The 20915-nt window shown below is 37.7% G+C and carries 18 protein-coding genes and 1 riboswitch; of the genes, 11 read left to right on the top strand and 7 right to left on the bottom strand.

Translation table 11 applies throughout. The features are described from left to right. Positions 1-64 precede the first annotated feature (64 nt). On the top strand, positions 65-1003 hold the full coding sequence (gene cyoE / locus ACHABU_RS09985; RefSeq protein WP_435764688.1) for a heme o synthase: 939 nt from the start codon (positions 65-67) through the stop codon (positions 1001-1003). Positions 1004-1044: 41 nt separating this feature from the next. Here the strand turns inward: cyoE and ACHABU_RS09980 are convergent, their stop codons facing one another. Next, positions 1045-2574 (bottom strand): flotillin family protein, encoded by a 1530-nt coding sequence (locus ACHABU_RS09980; protein WP_435764687.1) that lies wholly within the window; start codon positions 2572-2574, stop codon positions 1045-1047. 55 nt (positions 2575-2629) lie between these two features. Beyond that, on the bottom strand, positions 2630-3175 hold the full coding sequence (locus tag ACHABU_RS09975; RefSeq protein ID WP_435764686.1) for a hypothetical protein: 546 nt from the start codon (positions 3173-3175) through the stop codon (positions 2630-2632). A gap of 255 nt (positions 3176-3430) precedes the next feature. Here ACHABU_RS09975 and ACHABU_RS09970 point away from each other — a divergent pair, with 255 nt between their 5' ends. After that, positions 3431-4180 (top strand): hypothetical protein, encoded by a 750-nt coding sequence (locus tag ACHABU_RS09970; RefSeq protein ID WP_435764685.1) that lies wholly within the window; start codon positions 3431-3433, stop codon positions 4178-4180. Between the two features lie 122 nt (positions 4181-4302). Here ACHABU_RS09970 and ACHABU_RS09965 read toward each other — a convergent pair whose 3' ends face one another. Next, positions 4303-5676, bottom strand: coding sequence for a sigma-54 interaction domain-containing protein (locus ACHABU_RS09965; RefSeq protein WP_435764684.1), 1374 nt, complete (start codon positions 5674-5676; stop codon positions 4303-4305). A 280-nt stretch (positions 5677-5956) separates the two neighbouring features. Here ACHABU_RS09965 and pruA point away from each other — a divergent pair, with 280 nt between their 5' ends. Together pruA and ACHABU_RS09955 are read left to right on the top strand one after the other, a co-directional pair. Next, positions 5957-7504 carry an L-glutamate gamma-semialdehyde dehydrogenase gene (gene pruA / locus ACHABU_RS09960; protein WP_435764683.1) on the top strand — a complete coding sequence of 516 codons (1548 nt, stop codon included), beginning with the start codon at positions 5957-5959 and terminating at the stop codon, positions 7502-7504. Between the two features lie 118 nt (positions 7505-7622). Continuing rightward, complete coding sequence (locus ACHABU_RS09955; protein ID WP_435764682.1) at positions 7623-8639, top strand: proline dehydrogenase family protein; 1017 nt, start codon at positions 7623-7625, stop codon at positions 8637-8639. 82 nt (positions 8640-8721) lie between these two features. Here the strand turns inward: ACHABU_RS09955 and ACHABU_RS09950 are convergent, their stop codons facing one another. Both ACHABU_RS09950 and ACHABU_RS09945 read right to left on the bottom strand, forming a co-directional pair. Beyond that, positions 8722-9675 carry an ABC transporter permease gene (locus ACHABU_RS09950; protein WP_435764681.1) on the bottom strand — a complete coding sequence of 318 codons (954 nt, stop codon included), beginning with the start codon at positions 9673-9675 and terminating at the stop codon, positions 8722-8724. After that, positions 9668-10588, bottom strand: coding sequence for an ABC transporter ATP-binding protein (locus tag ACHABU_RS09945; protein ID WP_435764680.1), 921 nt, complete (start codon positions 10586-10588; stop codon positions 9668-9670). Before ACHABU_RS09945 ends, ACHABU_RS09950 begins: the two co-directional genes overlap by 8 nt. 321 nt (positions 10589-10909) lie before the next feature. Here ACHABU_RS09945 and ACHABU_RS09940 point away from each other — a divergent pair, with 321 nt between their 5' ends. Beyond that, the gene (locus tag ACHABU_RS09940) at positions 10910-11416 is read left to right on the top strand and encodes a hypothetical protein (protein ID WP_435764679.1); all 507 of its coding nucleotides are present in this window, start codon (positions 10910-10912) and stop codon (positions 11414-11416) included. A gap of 119 nt (positions 11417-11535) precedes the next feature. Here the strand turns inward: ACHABU_RS09940 and ACHABU_RS09935 are convergent, their stop codons facing one another. Continuing rightward, on the bottom strand, positions 11536-11874 hold the full coding sequence (locus ACHABU_RS09935) for a DUF4363 family protein (protein ID WP_435764678.1): 339 nt from the start codon (positions 11872-11874) through the stop codon (positions 11536-11538). Positions 11875-11967: 93 nt separating this feature from the next. Here ACHABU_RS09935 and ACHABU_RS09930 point away from each other — a divergent pair, with 93 nt between their 5' ends. Then, on the top strand, positions 11968-12828 hold the full coding sequence (locus tag ACHABU_RS09930) for a DUF421 domain-containing protein (protein WP_435764677.1): 861 nt from the start codon (positions 11968-11970) through the stop codon (positions 12826-12828). Between the two features lie 67 nt (positions 12829-12895). Here the strand turns inward: ACHABU_RS09930 and ACHABU_RS09925 are convergent, their stop codons facing one another. Continuing rightward, positions 12896-13471 (bottom strand): sigma-70 family RNA polymerase sigma factor, encoded by a 576-nt coding sequence (locus tag ACHABU_RS09925; protein WP_435764676.1) that lies wholly within the window; start codon positions 13469-13471, stop codon positions 12896-12898. A 226-nt stretch (positions 13472-13697) separates the two neighbouring features. On the opposite strand from ACHABU_RS09925, the gene ACHABU_RS09920 reads away from it, so the two are divergent. The 5 genes from ACHABU_RS09920 to cobA all read left to right on the top strand — a co-directional run bounded on the left by ACHABU_RS09920 (position 13698) and on the right by cobA (position 20908). Next, complete coding sequence (locus ACHABU_RS09920) at positions 13698-15308, top strand: M20/M25/M40 family metallo-hydrolase (RefSeq protein WP_435764675.1); 1611 nt, start codon at positions 13698-13700, stop codon at positions 15306-15308. Positions 15309-15422: 114 nt separating this feature from the next. Then, positions 15423-15526: riboswitch (SAM riboswitch) on the top strand. Between the two features lie 111 nt (positions 15527-15637). Beyond that, on the top strand, positions 15638-16357 hold the full coding sequence (locus ACHABU_RS09915; RefSeq protein ID WP_435764674.1) for a phosphoadenylyl-sulfate reductase: 720 nt from the start codon (positions 15638-15640) through the stop codon (positions 16355-16357). A gap of 147 nt (positions 16358-16504) precedes the next feature. Beyond that, the gene (locus tag ACHABU_RS09910; RefSeq protein ID WP_435764673.1) at positions 16505-18340 is read left to right on the top strand and encodes an assimilatory sulfite reductase (NADPH) flavoprotein subunit; all 1836 of its coding nucleotides are present in this window, start codon (positions 16505-16507) and stop codon (positions 18338-18340) included. Between the two features lie 34 nt (positions 18341-18374). Beyond that, entirely contained in the window at positions 18375-20102 is a 1728-nt protein-coding gene (gene cysI, locus ACHABU_RS09905; protein WP_435764672.1) for an assimilatory sulfite reductase (NADPH) hemoprotein subunit, read from the top strand. Between the two features lie 29 nt (positions 20103-20131). Further along, complete coding sequence (gene cobA, locus ACHABU_RS09900; protein ID WP_435764671.1) at positions 20132-20908, top strand: uroporphyrinogen-III C-methyltransferase; 777 nt, start codon at positions 20132-20134, stop codon at positions 20906-20908. The last annotated feature ends 7 nt before the right edge of the window (positions 20909-20915 follow it).

Raw genomic sequence — 20915 nt, 5'->3', positions numbered from 1 at the left:
ATTAGAGGATTTTTTGATGAATAGTAAATCATCTCGAATGAATAGTTACAAAGGGTGGTAAAGATTGAAAAGTAAAGAAATAGCTTCTTCACAGAAGCTACCAAAAAATAATACTCCCAAACAGAGTTCAAAGCTAATCTCGGATGTAACATCCCTTATCAAACTCCGTGTTTTAATTGCAAATGTTCTTCCCGTGTTTGTCGGTTTCTGGCTTGCGCTTTATTTCAATGATCGTTCATTTGCTGAACATTGGGGACTTTTCCTTCTTACCATGGCAGGGGGAACTTTTATTATGGCTGGAGCACTGATTCTCAATAATTGGTATGATGCAGATATTGATAAAGTGATGGAACGGACAAAGGGACGCCCTACTGTAACTGGAAATTTTTCGCTTAAAGCTGTCTTAAATGCGGGGATTGCAACTTCTGTAATTGGGTTCATTTTATTACTTTTTACAACGATGGAAGCTACATTATATGGTGTTATTGGTTGGTTTACGTATGTCGTTCTATACTCCATGTGGTCCAAACGAAGATATACGTTGAATACTGTGATTGGAAGTGTCTCTGGTGCAGTAACACCGCTGATTGGCTGGGCAGCATTAGATACAGCAATCCATCCGGTTCCAATTGTTTTATTCTTGTTGTTATTTATTTGGCAGATTCCACATACCTTCGCAATTGCCATAAAAAAATACGATGAATATAAAGCAGCGGGAGTGGCGATGTTGCCTGTCGTACACGGTATAGCAATCACGAAACGGCAGATGCTGATTTATATTACATGCCTTCTACCATTGCCGTTTCTTCTTTATCCGCTTGGTATTGTTTTTATTGTAATTAGCTCATTATTAACTATCGGTTGGATAGTATTATGTGTGAGAGGGTTTTTTATAGAAGATAATTGGAAATGGGCACATATGAACTTTCTTTATTCGGTTAATTATTTAAATATACTATTTTTTCTGATGGTAATATTGACATCACCATTATTTGGAAATTAATGGAAAGGAACAATCCATAGTAACAGGATTGTTCCTTCATTTTATTTGCTTTCCACTTCTGTATCTTTCTCATTTTCATACTTTATACGGTTAGAGTCAAAATCGTTAGGTAATTGATCTTTACCTGTTATGTTTTCAAGTAATTCTTTTACATCAATTCCTGAGGAAGCTTTTAATGATTCCTGTAAGGTGGACATAAGATTGGTTGCGTAGCCGGTAACTTTATTGGCTCCACCATCTGTCCCACTGCTTCCGGTGTCAACAACAGTAATTTTGTCAATATTTGCAAGTGGACTTGCCACTTCTTTCGCATATTCAGGGAGCATCTTCATTACCATATCCAGAATTGCTGCTTGCCCAAATTGGTCAAATGCTTCGGCAATTTTTTCTTTTGCTTCTGCTTCGGCAAGACCAGTCAGGCGAATAATTTCTGCTTCGGATTCACCTTGAGCCCTTGTAGAATCTGCCTTGGCAAGACCAGCAGCACGTACTTGTTCCGCTTCTGCTCTTGCTTCTGCTTCAATTCTGTATTGGTTCGCATCAGCAGCAGCAAATTGCTTCGCTTTATCAGCTACAGCTGCCTGTTCCACCGCATAACGATCGGCATCTGCTTTCTTTTTAACTTCTGAGTCATATTGTTTCTCACGGCGAAGAATCTCTTTTTCTTCCAATTCAATTTGTTTTTGACGTTCAATGATTTTAATTTGCATTTCCTGTTCTGTTACTTGTTGTTTGGCGCGGGCGGTTTCATAGTCGTATGCCTGATCGGCACGTGCCTTTGCGATATCCTGTTCCCGACGATATTCTGCTGTTTTTAGTTGATTCTCTTTTTCAGCTTCTGCAATTTCAGTTGCGCGTTCCAGTTCTGACTTTTGTGCTTCTTTTGCCGCTTGAGCTCGTTTAATTCGTGTTTCTTTATCAGCTTCAGCGGTAGCGATGTCCGCATCTCGTTTTACTTGAGCAATTCTTGGTTTACCTAAGGAATCCAGATAACCATTCTTATCCTTTACGTCCTTAATGGTGAAGGAAACAATAATAAGCCCCATTTTAGCTAAGTCCTGGGAAGCAACACGTTGTACTTCCTGAGAAAATTTGTCGCGATTCTTATAGATTTCTTCGACAGTCATTGAACCAAGAATGGAACGAAGATGGCCTTCAAGTACTTCTTTTGCTTCGTTTTCACGATCTGCTTTTGATTTTCCCAGAAATTGTTCTGCAGCAGTTGCAATTTCACTGATGGAACCACCGATTTTAATAATTGCTGTTCCGTCCGCCATCACTGGAACACCTTGTTCCGTATAGACTTCAGGTGTGGTTACCTCTAACTTGCTAGATAGTAAACTTAATGGTTCTGCCTGCTGGAAAACCGGTAGGACGAATGTACCGCCACCCCGAATTATTTTAATTTTATTTCCAGATTCATCCACATGGACATTTTTTCCACCGAGATAGCTGCCTGTTACGATTAGTGCTTCGTCAGGACCTGCAGTACGATATTTTGTAACAAAAACACCAATAAGTGCAATTAATAAAAATACTGCAATCCCAATAACAATCCATATTACCGTCATTTTGTTTCCCCCTTATTCTACTTTTTTATTAAAATACTTATCATTTGATAAGTGTTTAACCAGAGTATTTATAATCCAAATCATTTTCATAAGGTACGACGTATAATACACTATTCTCTACCTCTATCACCAAAACGTGTTGACCCTCTTTGATTATTTTATTTTCATAGCTTGCAGCAGTTTTTGAAATCCTACCGCTATTACTTTCAATTACGATTTCTCCAAAGCCGTTTTGGGGGACAGGAATAATAATTTTTCCTACTCGACCTTTTAATGATTCCTCTGTATAGCTAAGCGATTCCTCGGCAGAAGACATCGGAATGAGGACAAAAACATTCAATAGAGCATCTAAAATAAAGGCGATCAAGATGGAAATAAGGATAATCGTAACACTGGAAAAGGAAGTAATAAATTCTAGCACATAACCGGATGCTGAGAAGATTGTAATAAATGCTAGAATAAGAGCAGGATTCAGAAAACTAAAAACTCCGCCAATTCCTTCAGCGATATCACCAAAAAAAATATACAGAACAGTTAAGAGTCCAGCGATAACAAGCATTATTAAATAAAGGCTCTCCACTGGATAACCGAAAATTGTCATATGCATCCATCCTTTACATGTAATTAAAGGGCCTTCTAACTTACATACGATTTTTTCATGTAAATGGTTTCATAAAATTAGGATAATTTTAATTTTTAGTGAACGATACTGTGAAAGTGTTCGTGATGAGGTGTTGAATATCTAAAATTAAGTAAGTGTTGCAAATAGATAAAAAATCATACATATTAAATATATTCGAAATCTTTCTTGATATCAACTACTTGTAAAATATTATGTATGAAATAGGGTGTGTTTATGAGATTTATTTACAGAAAATTGATTTCTACAATTGTTTCAACATTAGTTATTTCCCTCATTTTAAGCTTTATTGGTGTGACAAGGTTTGAGCAAAGTTATCACATGGGAAATGATTTTCTGGGGTGGTCTGTCGTATACATAATCTATTCCGGTATGATCATTCTTATATATGGTGGATTCATTTCAGGTGTCTTGGAATATGTTCACTTAAAATGGTTTAAACAGTCAACAAGTCTATACATCGGTATACATGGGATTTTTGGACTGCTGTTTGGATTGTTTACGTTAAGTTGGATGATGGGGCTATTTGGGGCGCTCGCAGCATTAATGTATGGAGCGGTAGACAGGATATTAGATAAAAAGCAATTTAAAGAGAAGTCACTGATTACAGTTACTGTTTCGCTTGTCCTATTGTATGCGATACCGTGGGCATTCTTAGAAATAATCACCCCGCCGGAACCACCATTTAAAGTGGAGGATGCAGTTGAATTTGCAACACAGGGGGAAGGGACTGCAACGGATTCCTTTCCAAAAGAAATTGGAAAATGGCAGGGCGTGATTAACGGTTATCAAGTAATAAGAGAAACGAGCGCAGAAGAAATTGCAAAAGAAGAGTATCTAATTGTTTTTACGGAAAGCTGGGAAAAAGGAGAAGAGGCGGGTACCTGGTATCTTTCGTACGAAGTGGAACGAGGGGTCTTGTCAGCGGCTGGGAATGGAGGGGATGTACCACCTTATCCAAAATAATAATTATTAGAAAACTTGGCAACTGCCTAAGCCTTTGGGCGAATGCTTTAGTTGCACTTATGCAAGTAAGAAAGTTTTATACTTTCTTACTTGGAAATAAAAAGAGCTCCATTCAGCTCTCTTTATTTCCAAATTCCATACTTCCTCATTTTATTGTAAAGCGTCACCCTGGATATTCCTAATCTTTTAGCGGCGTCTGATTTATTCCCATTTGTTTCTTTCAAGGTTTTCTCAATTAGCTGTATTTCCAAATTTTTCTTTTCGTTAGGAATGGTATTGCTTTGTTCTGGCTCTGCATTTTTCCAGGTGGGAGAAGCACTAGGTAGATAACTTAAAAGATCTTCTTTCGTAATCTTCGCCTCATCGGTAAGAATGATGATACGCTCCATTAAATTGCGTAGTTCCCGAATATTGCCTGGCCAATTATATTGAAGGAGCATGTTAAATGCATCCGGGTCAATTTCTGGAATGGGAACTTGGTACTTGGAAGCAAACTGCTTTAGGAACATTTCTGATAGTTCATTTATATCGTCAATTCTGTCTCGGAGAGGTGGCATTGTCAGTTGAATTACATTTAATCGATAAAATAAATCCGATCTGAAACTTTTTCCTTCCATAAGTTGCTCAAGGTTTTGGTTAGTAGCCGCGATAAACCGCACATTGATGGTCTTTCCTTTGGAGTCACCAATTCGGTAAACACTATTTTCCTGCAGTACACGCAGTAATTTCACCTGCATCTCCAGTGGTAGTTCGCCAACTTCGTCCAAAAAAAGGGTGCCGCCATCTGCCATTTCAATTTTTCCAGCTTTTCCTCTCTTCTCTGCACCGGTGAATGATCCACCTTCATAGCCAAAAAGTTCACTTTCAAATAAGGCACTTGGTATAGCTCCACAGTTAACAGGTATAAACGGCCCTATGCTGCGGTCGCTCGTTTCATGAATGGCTCTGGCACATACTTCCTTTCCTGTGCCGCTTTCTCCAAGTATTAAGGTTGTGGCATCAGATTTAGCAGCTTTATGTGCAATTCGGACCGTTTGCTTTAATGGAAGACTGTTTCCTACTAATTTCGTAAAAGGAGTTTCCTCTGTATTTGTGTAGACCTTTTGTCTTAATTCATCCAATTCAGCGGAAGTAGTTTCCAGGTTATTGTTTAGTTTTACAATTTGTGTAATATCCCTTTCTACTGATAAGGCGCCAATTAACTGACCTTTATGATCGATAATGGGAACCGCGTTAACGACAACATGTTTATCTTTACGAGGCCGGTGGTAAACATTTTTAACAGGCTCTTTTGTTTTAAGAACCTTGAAAACCATTAAATCATCGTTATGAAAGAATTCATTTATTGGTTTATTGATAATATCGACTCGATCGATATTATACGTTTGAACAGCTGCTTCATTCCAGAAGATTACTTCCATATTACTACTAACTATTGTAATTGCATCATCTTCTGCAGCTAGTACGGCTTCTAAATAATATAGGTTATTAAGCATGATGTTCACCTCACAAAGTGTAAAAACTTCTGTAAATATAATTGTATAGGCGTTTTACAATAATGTAAACAAACTTTACACATATTATCAGACTTTTTACACGATTTTTTCTACTTTGATATTGCTAAAACTTTTTTTCAGGGGAGTGATCAGACTTATAGAATCCTTTTTTGTGGTTCATATAAATGTTGGCATGACTTTTGCTATATAAGAGTGAAAGGTTTTATAAGTTGTAACTGTACTACATTCGCAAACGAAGATAATCAAGGAGGTTTTTATATTGGTATTGCCATTTAAGCATGAACCATTTACAGATTTTAATGATGATAGGAACCGTAAAGAATTTGAAGCAGCACTGGAACTCGTTAAGGGAGATCTAGGCAAGGAATATCCATTGGTGATCAATGGTGAGAAAATTTTTACGGATGATAAACTTGTTTCTGTAAGCCCTTCCAATAAAGAGCAAGTTGTTGGGAAAGTTTCTAAAGCAACGAAGGAACATGTTGATCAAGCATTTGAATCAGCACTTGAGGCTTTTAAGACATGGAAAAAATGGACTCCGAAAGAACGTGCGGATGTTTTGTATCGTGCAGCGGGAATCATTCGTCGTCGTAAACATGAATTTTCAGCATGGCTTGTTTATGACGCTGGGAAACCTTGGAACCAGGCTGATGGTGATACAGCAGAAGGTATTGATTTTCTTGAATATTATGCACGCCAAATGATTGAACTTGGACAAGGGAAAAAATTGGTTGACCATGAAGCTGAACATAATGACTATTTCTATCAACCTATGGGACCAGGTGTAACCATTCCACCATGGAACTTTGCATTTGCAATCGTAGCTGGTACGGTAGCTGCTCCAATCGTAGCTGGTAATCCAGTACTATTGAAGCCATCTGAAAATACACCGGTTATTGCATATAAATTGGTTGAGGTACTGGAAGAAGCAGGTTTACCAAAAGGTGTCCTTAACTTTGTCCCTGGTGACCCAGCAGAAATTGGAGATTATCTTGTTGATCATAAGGACACACACTTCATCAATTTTACTGGTTCACGTGCAACAGGTACACGTATTATTGAAAGGGCTGCAAAAGTCCAAGAAGGTCAGCAGTTCCTGAAACGGGTTGTTGCTGAAATGGGTGGAAAAGATACCATTATTGTGGATCAGGATGCAGATCTTGATTTGGCAGCAGATGCAATTGTAAATTCTGCGTTCGGCTTCTCCGGTCAGAAATGTTCTGCCTGCTCTAGAGCCGTTATTCATAAAGATGTTTATGATGAAGTACTTGAAAAATCAATTGAACTGACGAAAGAATTAACTGTTGGTAACCCATCAGAAGAAAATTTCTATATGGGTGCAGTAGTAAATCAAAAACAATTTGAAAAAATTAAAGACTATATAGAGATTGGTAAAAACGAAGGAGAACTTGTATATGGTGGGGAAACTGATGATTCAAAAGGTTTCTTTATTTCTCCAACTATTTTCAAAGATCTCGATCCGAAAGCTAGAATTATGCAGGAGGAAATATTTGGACCAGTTGTTGGGTTTACGAAAGCGGGGGACTTTGATGAGCTATTGGAAATTGCCAACAATACAGAATATGGTCTTACAGGTGCCGTTATTTCCAATAATCGTAAACATTTAAATCGTGCCCGTCATGAATTCCATGTAGGCAATCTATATTTCAACCGTGGTTGTACAGCGGCTATTGTTGGTTACCAGCCTTTTGGAGGTTTTAAAATGTCTGGCACAGATTCAAAAGCTGGAGGACCGGATTATTTGCAACATTTTCTGGAAGCTAAAGTTGTATCTGAAACATTCTAATTTTACTGATTATATGCGGCGAGTACAAATTGCTTGCCGCATAAAGTTCACTGCTATTCATTTAAGAAATGTGATTAATAACGCGTAAGATAAGTCGCATTTTAAAGGAGAAACTGACATGACAAGTCTAACAAAAGATTTCTTTATCGGTTTATCAAATAATAAATTACTAAATGCAAATGCAAAAAAATGGGGATTCCGTCTTGGTGCTGAAAAGTTCGTTGCCGGTACAAATATGGATAATGTGATTGATACGCTCAAAGAGCTGAACAGCAGGGGGATTAGTGGAACCCTTGATAACCTTGGGGAATTCGTATCCGATAAATCGGAAGCAAGCTTGGCAAAAACAGAGATCATTCGGATTTTAGAAAAAATTAACGAAGAGAATCTCGATTGTCATGTATCCGTGAAGTTGACACAGCTTGGTTTGGATATCGATCAAGAGTTTTGTATTGGTAATATGAAAGAGATTTTGGATGCTGCGAGTGCTTATCATATATTTATCAATATTGATATGGAAAAATATATTCATTATTCGAAGACGCTAGAAATTCTAAAAACGCTACGTAATGAATACAAAAATGTGGGGACCGTCATCCAGTCCTATCTATATCGAGCTGAAAATGATCTTGAACAACTTAAAGATGTCAGACTGCGTCTAGTAAAAGGTGCATATAAAGAAAGTGATGAAGTGGCTTTCTATTCCAAAGAAGAGATTGATCGTAATTTTATCAAACTAGCTAAAAAACGATTGCTTGGAGATGCTTTCACTTCCATTGCTACTCATGATCACAATATCATTGAGGAACTAAAAGGCTTTGTGAAGGAGAATAATTTTAGCAAAGATAAGTTTGAATTCCAAATGCTTTATGGTTTTCGGACAGAAATGCACGATGAACTGGTTGAAGAAGGGTATAACTTCTGTACCTATATTCCTTTTGGTGACGACTGGTTCGGTTATTTCATGCGACGGCTAGCAGAACGTCCACAAAATATGAATCTCGTTGTTAAAGATATTATCTATGGTAAAAATAACAAGATTAAAAAGGAACCGATTATTTTAGGAACACTTGCAGTTACTTCTGTATTGGTATGGAAGAAAAAGCGTAATAAAAAGGACAAAGTAATAAGCTGACCAGTGTGATTATTCTCTCGACAAAAAAATAAAGCGACACCTGTTGAAGCAGAAGTCGCTTTTTAATTTGGAATGGGAGATTTTATTGACCCGCTACGTCTCTCTTTGTAAAAAATAACCAGGAAAGTAGTAAAAATACAGCATAGTAAACAATTAAAACTGTAACAGAAAAGCCCAACGTCATTTCTTCAATTAATGGTGTATTTCCACTTGTATATTGGTTCAAATTTGTGTTTGCAAAAAGAATATATTTTGCCCATGACCGCTCCATGAAAAAGAAAACGATTTGATTTCCGACCAACATTAGGAAAATAGCCGTACCGATTGCGAGTGCACTGTTTCGAAATACAGAGGAGATCATAAAGGCGAATGTAGCCATCATGACAAGGGTTACGAGCTGAAATCCATAGCCGGAAACAATTTCACCAATTACCGATACGTATTCCAAACCAGTACTCTTTTCCAGTACGATATACGGATTTAATCCTTCGACTCCAAAGAAAATGGCACCAACAATCCATGAAAACAGCAATACGAATAAAAGGGTAAATAAAGAGAAACATAGAACTGCTGCATACTTTGAAGCTAATATTTTTGTCCGGGAAATGGGACGAATAAGTAAAAGTTTGATGGTCCCCCATCTAAATTCGTTTGCTACAATACCAGCAGCGACAATAATCGTAAGTAGACTAACGATGGATAATAACATCTCATTTTCCATTACATACTGCCAAGCACCATAGCCTGCAGGTTGAATATCATTTTCCAAGTAATAATTATTCGTTTCAATGAAACTGGAGTTAATAACTTGCAGAAACTCTTCCTTTTCCATTTCTTTTGTTAATACTTCATTTTCTTCTTGTAATGCTTCCCGCCAATTTTCCTGTTCATATGCTTCATCGAATTCTCCATAGATGTTAGCTATGATACCAAGTCCTAAAATGATTACAGCAAGGATAATGTACATGAACCATGTTGATTTTTGAATATAAATTTTAGTCAGTTCATTATAAACAAGGTTAAAAAAATTACTCAATCGTATTCTCTCCAATCAAATCAAAAAATTTATCTTCTAGTGTAGACTTGGTTACCCCTACTTGGTAAACTGCAACCTCATTTTTTACTAACGTTTGAATTAGTTCAGGAATTTTTTCCTTTTCACTTTGGAAGGTCAACTGCTTATTATCCTGGACTGCATCAATTTCATGGTGCTTCTTTAATAGTGCAATAGCTTGATCAATTGGTGTGACTTCGATTTGAACTTGTTTTAAGTTATCTTTCTCCGTTTTATCATTAACTTGCTGAATCGCAACTAGCTCACCGTTTTTAATCACTCCAATTCGGTCACACATCAGTTCTATTTCAGATAATAAATGGCTAGATATGATAATGGCCACATTTTCTTCTATTGCCAGTTTGCGAATGTACATGCGGATTTCTCTGATGCCTGCTGGATCCAGTCCGTTTGTTGGCTCATCCAAAATTAATACAGATGGATTATGTAATAAGGCCTGGGCAATGCCAAGACGTTGGCGCATTCCTAAAGAATATCTGCCAACCTTTTCCTTCATTGCTTTTTCAAGACCTACAATGGCAACTACTTCGTTGATACGTTCCTTTGTTATTCCTGGTATCATGCGTACATAATGAGCTAAATTCTGTGCTCCTGTCATAAACGGATACATTTCCGGATTCTCAACAATCGCCCCGACTTCCCGAACCGCTTCTTTATAGTTCGTCTTTATACTTTTACCAAGTATTTGAACATCGCCTTCAGAGAGTTTCATTAATCCAACCATCATCCGTATTGTCGTTGTTTTACCTGCACCATTTGGTCCGATTAGGCCAAATACTTCTCCTTTGTTGATAGTGAAAGACAACCCTTTAATAATTTCCTTTTTTCCAATCCTTTTTTTGACATCTATCAGTTCCATCGCTGTTTCTGACATGTAAAATACCTCCATTCCTAAGACTCTATTCATTCATACGGACTCAAAATGGAAATGTTTCATATATTTTAAATTAATTATATTAAAGAAATGTCCATGGCTACGGGGTATGAGTTTCATAAGTAGCCTGCTCAAATAGGGATTCCGGAACATATGATGTAAGGAACGCAGTCGAGAGCTGCTGTTTGGGGAATTAAATAGTTGTCATGTGAGCTGATAAGAATACGTCAGCTCTTTTTTAATTTATGTTTATTTTACTTCATAACGGGAAATTAACCATTAATACACAAAACAATTATATTATTGAGAGGAGTTTTTTCATTGAATACAACAGTAGAAAAACAAAAGAAAGCCAAAACAGGATTAATCGTTGCAGGAGTAGTTGCAGGAGCTTCTTCACTCGTTCTTCTTAATAGCAATGCACGTACGAAAGTAAAGGATACGTCCAAAACAATGAAGGATTCCGTTGGCAAGTATGCTACAACAATTAAAGAAGATCCAAACGGTACAAGAGCAGCACTTATTACCCGAGTTCAAAATGCAACCGATATTTCCAAAGAAGCAATTAACAAAATCCAGGCCATATTGGATACTCAAGTAAAAGATATCAAACAGACATCAAAAAATGTAGCGGATGAATCGAAAGAAATTATGTCCTCCGTGAAGGATGCACAAGGGGACGTAATGGATGTGAAAGATAAAGCAGTAGACGCAAAAGATGAATTACTGTCCGCAAAAGACGATGTAAAGTTTAACACATCATCCGGTAATCGGAGTAAATCAGGATTAACAACAGACCATACCTTTACAAAGAATCCAGTTAACTAAATATCTCTCTATCTGTTTAAAACTGTTCCATAAACCTGTACAGGCTTATGGAACAGTTTTTTTATTTATTTCGTAGGCTCTTATAGATTAGGTTTGCTGGGCCTTTTGTCGTGTCCTAACTATAGTGAATAAATTCCATTCAAATATGATTTAATAGTTGCTAATTCCATTCGAACATTTAGGATATCTTCTTCTTTAATTGCTTCAATCAGTTTACCGATACTTTCATCTAATGACTCATACTCACCTTCATCGCCAATAAGCTGTAGCTTCCATTTGTTATCTTTATACATATATTTTAACTCTTCCGCTTGTTGTGTAATAACGGTCCATTCTGGCTGACTCAAGGCTTGTTCCATTTCATCGATATGGTTAAAGAAGTAATCACCACCGACTTTGTTGCTACAACCTGAAAGTAGGAGTATCACTATCATATAAATACTGGCTTTTTTAATCATTTTTCCGATCTCCTTGTATAAATGCATGGATATACCTAGATTGTCCTATAATATAAAAAGTTTACATATCAAAAATCGGAAGGTGATTGTGTCGTGCCAGAACTTGTTTTAATTCTTATTCGCTCGGTAAGTTCATTTCTTTTATTGTTGGTTATGGCACGGATCATGGGAAAGAAACAGATTTCACAGCTTACTTTTTTTGATTATTGTGTTGGAATTACTATCGGTTCAATAGCTGCAACGATGTCAGTAGACCAAAACGTTAAAATCTCGAATGGACTGATGTCATTATTTATTTGGGGACTCTTTCCAATTATCCTCGCATATGCAGGATTGAAGTCACGGATGTTTTCTAATTTAACGGATGGGAAGGCAACAATTGTCATTCAAAACGGTGAAGTTCTAGAGAAAGATTTGAAAAAGAATCTTTTGACAATTAATGAATTAATTCTATTGTTAAGAGAGAAGGGAATCTTTAAATTTTCCGATGTTGAAATGGCTGTATTGGAAACAAATGGAGAGCTAAGTGTTATGCTCAAGACAGAGCAACAGCCAGTAACGCCGCACGTATTAGGTCTTACATTAGAACAGGAACATGGACCAAGCATCCTGATTATGGATGGACAGCTACTTGAAAATAGCCTTGAAAAATTAGGTTATTCGAAAGAATGGTTATCAGGCGAGGTGCAAAAACAGGGAGCAGAAGATATTAGAAATGTTTTTCTAGCTCAAATCGATTCGCGTGGCAATCTTTTTGTGGATTTATATGAAGGTAAGAAGAAACCGCATCTACCTAATGAACGCCCCCTACTTGCAGCAACGCTTAAAAAGATACAAGCAGATATGGAGAACTTTGCCTTGCAGACAGATAATCCAGAAGCTAAACAGTTATATGCCAAACACGCAACCGAACTCCAAAAAACGCTTGATTCGATATTGCCTTATTTGAAGTAAGGGCCTTGGAATTGCTAATCTTCTAAAGGTTATTCCTTGATTTATGCTTAAATCCAGTTAACAAAAGTCAATTTTTGTCATCAATATGCCAGCCGATCTTCTCCCGAAATGCCCTATCTCTTAATTTTTTTCTAACTTCTTTTCCCCAGCTTTTAACTGCTTCGGTCGATGTGTTTTCTTGAACAGCAATTTTCTTAACAGAAAGATCTTCTATGATATAGTATTTAACCCATTTCCATTGATTCACAGATAGATGCTTCTTCAACCGCTCCCACAACTGATCATTGGCTGAAAAGAATTCCCTATTATTTTTAATAGAAGTATTGGAGTCTAATCCACATGCATAGTTACCATCATCATAAAGATATTTATTATTACGTATAAAATGATCCATCTTTTCTAGCGCATTATTTTCTTTACGGATTCGATCGATTAATCGGTTTTTGATTGAATAATTAAAATAAGTTGCCATGGGTCCTTTGTCCGGCTCGTATGTTTCATAGGCTTTCCACAATGCAAAAAGTCCTTCTTCATAGAAGTCTTCATTAGTATCACGAATCTGAAGGCGATTGATATAATAGTGTATTCTTTTTTCGTTTTGACTGAAAACCTCTTCAAACGTAAATTTTTGATTATCCTTCATTTAGCTCATCTCCATTTTCTTAAAATTAATTTTTCCAGAACAAAGCATTCTTCTATATTAATAATCGAAAAAAGTTGGTATTAGGGGGTAAAAAAATTAAAAAGTTTATTTTCTGGATAATAGAAGATTTCGCTCTTCATAAAAATATATTTATATTCAGAATATTTATTGTTATAATTAATAAATATCGACTTCTTAGAGAGAACTGTAAAAGGGGGATATTTATATGGCAGAATTAAGATGGGATCGCCCGGACAAGCTTCGGACCTTGTTGGATGAAATTGTAAGCTGGAAAAGTATGACATTATCAGAAGGGGAGAGACAATTTCCTGCGAAATTACGTGCCAAGCTTCAGAACTTGGAGTATTTCCAGCAGTTCCCGGATTATCTTTCCACACATGCTGCTGATTTGAGACGTAAATTTTTAACGGCATTATATAAACACCCCGATGCAAAAGAGACAATTTGTCTAATAAGTCATTTTGATACGGTGAATACAGAAGAATATGGCGTTTTGGAACCTTTGGCTACGCAACCAGAGGAACTTACGAAAGTATTATTGGAGAGACAGGATGAGTTTCAAGAAGAAGTACGAAAAGATTTGGAATCAGGAGAATTTCTATTTGGACGTGGCACAATGGATATGAAGATGGGGCTTGTCATGCATATGAGTCTCATTGAAAAAGCAAGTGTGGAAAAATGGCCAATTAATCTACTGTTGTTAACCGTTCCTGACGAAGAAGTAAACTCAGCGGGAATGCGTTTTGCTGTTCCTATTCTGGATAAACTTCAGGAAAAACATCAATTCACATATAAAATATTTTTAAACAGTGAACCTACTTTTCGTCAGGATCCCACAGATATATCCCATTATATGTACACAGGATCCATTGGAAAATTACTCGCTGCTTCTTTATTTTATGGAAAAGAAACACATGCAGGTGAGCCACTCAGTGGGATGACTTCCCCTTATATTTCTTCTTTCATGACAAGAGAGATGGAGTGGAATGATTTATTTGAGGAAACCGTTCTCGGGGAGACGACACCACTTCCTGTAACCTTGCAGCAAACGGATTTGCGGTTGCATTATTCTACACAGACTCCGTACCGTTCGTCTGCCTTGTATAATATATTTCTTATGAAGCGGAGCGCGTCAGAGGCCTTTGATTTGTTTGAGAAGGTAGCGCAAACGGCTGCAGAAAAGTGTAATGAAGCCTATGAACGAATTTGCAAGAGGCATCATGTTGAACCAATTGGAAAAGTAAAAGTGATTCGTTATAAAGATTTAGTAACCTATGCTACCAATAAACTGGGTAAGGAATATGTAAATGATGTTAAAGCAGATATTCATTACAATGAAGCTTGGGATGATCGGGAAAAGTCGCTACGCATTACCGATAAACTAATGATTCAATGCCAGGAACTTGCCCCGGCAATTATTGTATTGCTGGCACCGCCATACTATCCGGCTGTCAACTCCACTGGAAATGAACTAATCGAAGCGTGTACTTCGTTTGTAACAAAAATTGCACAAGAAAAATTTAACTTGCCTATTAAACGGATTCATTACTTAAATGGGATATGTGATCTCAGCTATGTAAGTTATTCCGGCACTGCAGAAGGCTGGAATGCATTTGAAGAAAACACACCGGTCTGGGGTGACAGCTATATTTTACCATTTAAAGAAATGCAGAAGCTAAATGCACCTGTTATAAACGTGGGACCATATGGACACGATGCGCATAAACGAACAGAGCGTCTGAATATCAAAAATGCCTTTGAAGAATATCCAATTATCATGGAAGAATTGATTCATATGATTAGTAATGCAAACTAAAATAATTTAGTTAAATATTTATAATTAATTAATTTTTTACAAAATAACTGTTGACTTTCATGTTTTTAAAAGATACAATACAAATAATTCATATCAAATTACTTGTATTAATATTTCTTATCCCGAGAGGTGGAGGGAAGGGCCCTATGAAACCTCGGCAACAGGTTCGATTTAATACTGTGCCAATTCCTTCAGGTGAATTACCTGAAAGATAAGAAGAGAAAAAACGAGCCTGTTAAAAGGTAAAGTTAGCAAATCCTCTTCTTATAATATAGAACGAGGATTTATTTTTATTTAACCGATAACTATTTTTCTTGGAGGGATGAAGTATGAATAACTATTCGGTTACGTACAGTGATTTTACTGGTGACCCGTATAAAGACTGGATTCCGACAGACCAAACAAAAGGTGCTTCAAAAATTCTCCAATGGGCATACGAAACATACGGTGACGATATTGTTTATGCCTGCAGTTTTGGTGCGGAAGGAGTAGTATTAGTTGATTTAATTTCCAAAGTACAAAAGGATGCTGAAATTGTATTTTTGGATACAGATCTTCATTTTCAGGAAACCTATGACTTAATTGATAAAGCAAAGGAAAAGTATCCTGAACTTCGCATTCAACTAAAAAAACCTGACCTGACAGTGGAAGAACAGGCTAATCAGCATGGTTCGGCACTGTGGAAACGCCAGCCTGATCAATGTTGTTACATTCGAAAAATAAAGCCTCTTGAAGAAGCGCTAAGTGGGGCACCTGCTTGGATTTCCGGATTACGAAGAGAACAATCGCCATCAAGGAGCAAAACTGATTTTGTTAATAAAGATGAAAAATTTAAATCGATTAAAGTTTGCCCGTTAATCCATTGGACCTGGGATGACGTATGGGATTATATCAAGGAAAATAACCTGCCATATAATGAATTGCACGATCAAGGTTATCCTAGTATTGGTTGTATCCCATGTACATCAAAAGTAACGGATTCTACGGATTCGCGTGCAGGAAGATGGTCAGGATTCAATAAAACGGAATGTGGCCTTCATACAAGCTGAAAAATCGATTAATTAGCTTCCTTTTTTTAGAAGAAAAATTTTTATATTTAAAACCAAGTAAACAACTTAGGATACAATACTTTGTACCTAAAATAATAGTTATACAGTTAGGATGGAAAAAATGAAATTTATATGGGGTGAAAAGCTTTGCAGTTAAATGTAATGAATAGTCCTTTTAGTCAAGAGCAAACAGAAAATCTGAATGTCCTGTTGCCAACGTTAACAGAAGCACAAAGAAATTGGCTTGGTGGATATCTTGCAGCTACACAGGTAACGGAATCGATACCAAATGGAGAGACTGCTTCCAATGGTATTGCGGTAGCATCTCCACCTGCTGTTCAGATTGCTTCCAGGGAAGTGACGGTGCTTTATGGATCTGAAACGGGTAGTGGCCAAAGACTTGCTGAAGAAGCAATTCGGAAATTGGAAGAGAAAAATTTAAAGGTGAAAATAGCTGCATTAGATGATTTTAAAACAAAGGATCTAAAAAAAGTTGAGGATTTACTGATTATATCTGCTACCCATGGAGAAGGGGAACCACCAGATAATGCGATTTCTTTTTATGAATTTCTTCATAGTAGAAAAGCACCTAAACTTACGGACGTTCGCTTTTCCGTATTATCCCTCGGAGACCAGTCCTATGAATTTTTTTGTCAGACTGGCAAGGATTTCGATAAGCGTCTAGAGGAACTTGGAGGAGAAAGACTGTATCCAAGGGTCGATTGTGACTTGGATTTTGATGAACCTGCATCAGAATGGACAGAGGGCGTCTTAGGAGTATTATATGAGGCACAAGAAAGTGAATCCTCCCTTGCAGTACAGGAAGCTGCTGGAACTATTTTGGAGGAACGACAGGTCTTTACAAGGACCAACCCATATATGGCTGAAATCTTAGATAATTTAAATTTGAGTGGGCAAGGATCAAACAAAGAAAATCGTCATCTTGAGTTATCTCTTGAAGGATCGAATCTGGTATTTGAACCCGGGGACAGCCTTGGAATATTACCGCAAAATAATCCTGAACTTGTAGACCAGTTAATTAAGGAAATGAACTGGAATCCGGATGAGACCGTTCAAGTGAACAAACAGGGAGAAATCCGTTCGTTAAGAGAAGCATTGCTTTCTAATTTCGAGATTACTAGACTTACGAAGCCATTACTGGAGCAAGCGGCAGTGCTTTTCGATAATGAAGCGTTACATGTACTTGTACAATCAGGACAGGAAGAGGCGCGAAAGGCTTATATCGATGGGAGAGATTTACTCGATTTGGTAAAGGACTATCCACCAAAAACGTTTGCACCTAGTGAATTTATTCAGATTCTGAGAAAGATTCCAGCTCGACTATATTCGATAGCAAGTAGTTATAAAGCGAATCCAGATGAGGTGCAACTAACAGTAGGAACAGTAAGATATCATGCGCATGGACGTGATCGGGCGGGTGTATGCACTGAGCAGATTGCGGAACGTATTCAACCAGGAGAACTTATGCCAGTATATGTCCACCCTAACCCTAATTTTAAATTTCCATTTGATACAGAAACACCTGTAATCATGATTGGACCTGGCACTGGTGTGGCTCCATATCGATCTTACTTAGAAGAACTAGAAGAGGAAGATATTAAGGTGAAAACATGGTTATTCTTCGGTGACCAGCACTTTGAATCAGATTTTCTTTATCAGACGGAATGGCAGAACTGGCTCAATGAAGGTGTACTTACGAAAATGGATGTGGCTTTCTCCCGTGATACAGCAGAGAAGGTATATGTTCAGCACCGGATGCTTGAAAAGAGCAAGGAAATCTATCAATGGCTGGATGAAGGAGCACATGTTTATGTATGTGGTGACGAACAACATATGGCTAATGATGTGCATGCTACACTAACCACAATTATCGAACAAGAGGGCGGCTTCAGCCATGAAGAAGCAGAAGCATTCTTGAGTGACATGCGCAAACAGAAACGCTATCAACGTGACGTATATTAACAATAAGAAGGTATACGGAAAGGAGAATAAAGGCATGGATAAAAATAAAATTCCAGAGCAAGTTGGACCGTTAGATGAAACGGAACACATTAAGAAGGACAGCAATTACCTACGTGGAACAATTGCAGAAGGACTCGAGGACAGGATTACAGGAGCTATTTCAGAAACCGATAATAAGCTATTAAAGTTTCATGGTAGTTACCAGCAGGATGATAGGGATCAAAGGGATGAACGGCGTCGTAAGAAGCTTGAACCTGCTTACCAATTCATGATTCGTGTGCGTTTGCCAGGTGGCGTATCGACACCAGAACAGTGGCTGAAAATGGATGATCTTGCACATAAATATGGAAATGAATCATTGCGACTCACTACGAGGCAGACATTTCAAATGCACGGAATACTGAAATGGAATCTCAAGAAAACAATGCAGGAAATGAATGAGGCTTTGATGACGACGATTGCTGCTTGTGGTGATATCAACCGGAATGTAATGTGTAATGTTAATCCTGAGCAATCAGAAGTTCACGCTGAGGTTTATGAATGTTCCAAGAAACTGAGTGATCACTTATTACCTGAAACGAATGCATATCATGAAATCTGGCTGGATGATAAAAAAGTGATCGATAGCCGTGAAGAAAATGAACCCATTTATGGAGATACCTATTTACCACGTAAATTCAAAATTGGCATCGCGGTTCCGCCATCCAATGACGTAGATATTTTCTCACAGGATCTTGGGTTTATAGCGATCTTGGAAGATGAAAAACTAATAGGATTTAATGTAGCTGTTGGCGGTGGCATGGGAATGACACATGGTGATACAAAAACATATCCACAAGTTTCCCGTGTGATTGGATTCTGTACACCGGAAAAAATAACTGAGGTAGCAGAAAAGGTCGTTACTATTCAGCGGGACTTTGGTAACCGTTCAAACAGAAAGAATGCGCGTTTCAAATATACGATAGATGCTAGAGGGATTGATTGGTTCAAAGATGAATTGAATGAAAGATTAGAATGGGATCTTGATGAGCCCCGTTCGTATCATTTTGAGTCGAATGGTGATCGTTATGGTTGGGTGAAGGGAGAAGGCAAATGGCATTTGACTCTCTTTATTCAAAACGGTCGAATTAAAGACTTTGAAGACTATTCTCTTCGCACTGGTTTACGTGAAATCGCTAAGGTACATAAGGGAGATTTTCGACTCACCCCGAATCAGAATCTGATTATCGCAAATGTTACGAGCAAAAATAAGAAACAGATCAATGAATTGGTTGAGAAATACAAGCTTACAGAAGGAAAGCATTATTCTGGTTTGAGAAGAAACTCCATGGCATGTGTTGCATTTCCAACTTGTGGGCTAGCTATGGCAGAATCGGAACGGTATCTTCCTGCTTTGTTGGATAAGATGGATGTCATCCTAGATGAGGCTGGGTTAACTGAAGAAGAGATTGTCATCCGCATGTCGGGTTGTCCTAATGGGTGTTCCCGTCCCGCTTTGGCCGAGATTGCCTTTATTGGAAAAGCCCCAGGTAAATACAATATGTACCTTGGTGGTGCATTCAATGGAAGTCGTTTGAACAAACTCTATCTTGAAAATATCGGAGAAGAAGAGATTCTGAACGCCCTGCGTCCCATCTTTTTGCGGTTTGCGAAGGAGCGGCAGCAAGGAGAACATTTCGGTGACTTTGTAGTTCGTGCTGGATATGTTGAAGAAGTGCTTTCAGGACTAGATTTTCATACAGCAAGTAGTGCCAAAAGTTAAGGTTGGGACTACAGAGAGGAAGTGAAAGAATGGGGAAAGTTTATTTAGTAGGTGCTGGTCCAGGTGATCCAGACTTGATTACGGTTAAAGGTATGAAAACGATTCAGAAAGCAGATGTTATTTTATATGACCGTTTAGTTAATGAAGAATTACTGAGTTATGCTTCAGATAAAGCAGACTTGATTTATTGTGGAAAAAGTCCCGATCATCATTCGCTTACGCAAGACGAAATAAATTTCTTACTCTGTAAATTTGCGAACCAAGGGAAAGTGGTTACACGACTAAAAGGCGGAGACCCATTTATTTTTGGTAGAGGTGGCGAGGAAGCTGAATTACTCAAGAAAAACGGCATCTTCTATGAAATTGTCCCGGGAATCACTTCTGGTTCTGCAGCTCCCGCTTATGCAGGCATTCCATTAACTCATCGGGATTACAGCTCTTCGGTATCTTTTGTCTCGGGAGTTAGTAAAAGTGGTGAGTCCTATGAAAAATACTGGGAAAATCTTGCACAAGGCTCTGATACGCTATGCATTTATATGGGAGTAAAAAACCTTCCTAATATTTGCGAAAGACTTATCCGATATGGTCGTCATCCAGATACTCCAATAGCCTTGATTCATTGGGGTACAACAGAGAAACAGCAAACGGTTACTGGAACATTGGCGAATATTTTAAATAAATCCCATACATTCAAGAATCCGTCTATGATTATTATCGGTGAGGTCGTCCGCCTTAGAGATCAAATTAAATGGTTTGAAACGGATTCTATAGAAAATGCGCTCACAGCTGAGGCTATTTTAGGTTGAATAAGGA

Origin of the sequence: Oceanobacillus sp. CF4.6 (assembly GCF_051262635.1) — a bacterium.
GTDB lineage: Bacteria > Bacillota > Bacilli > Bacillales > Amphibacillaceae > Oceanobacillus.
The sequence above is the reverse complement of the archived record's forward strand: the minus strand, read 5'-3'. Positions and strand labels throughout refer to the sequence as shown.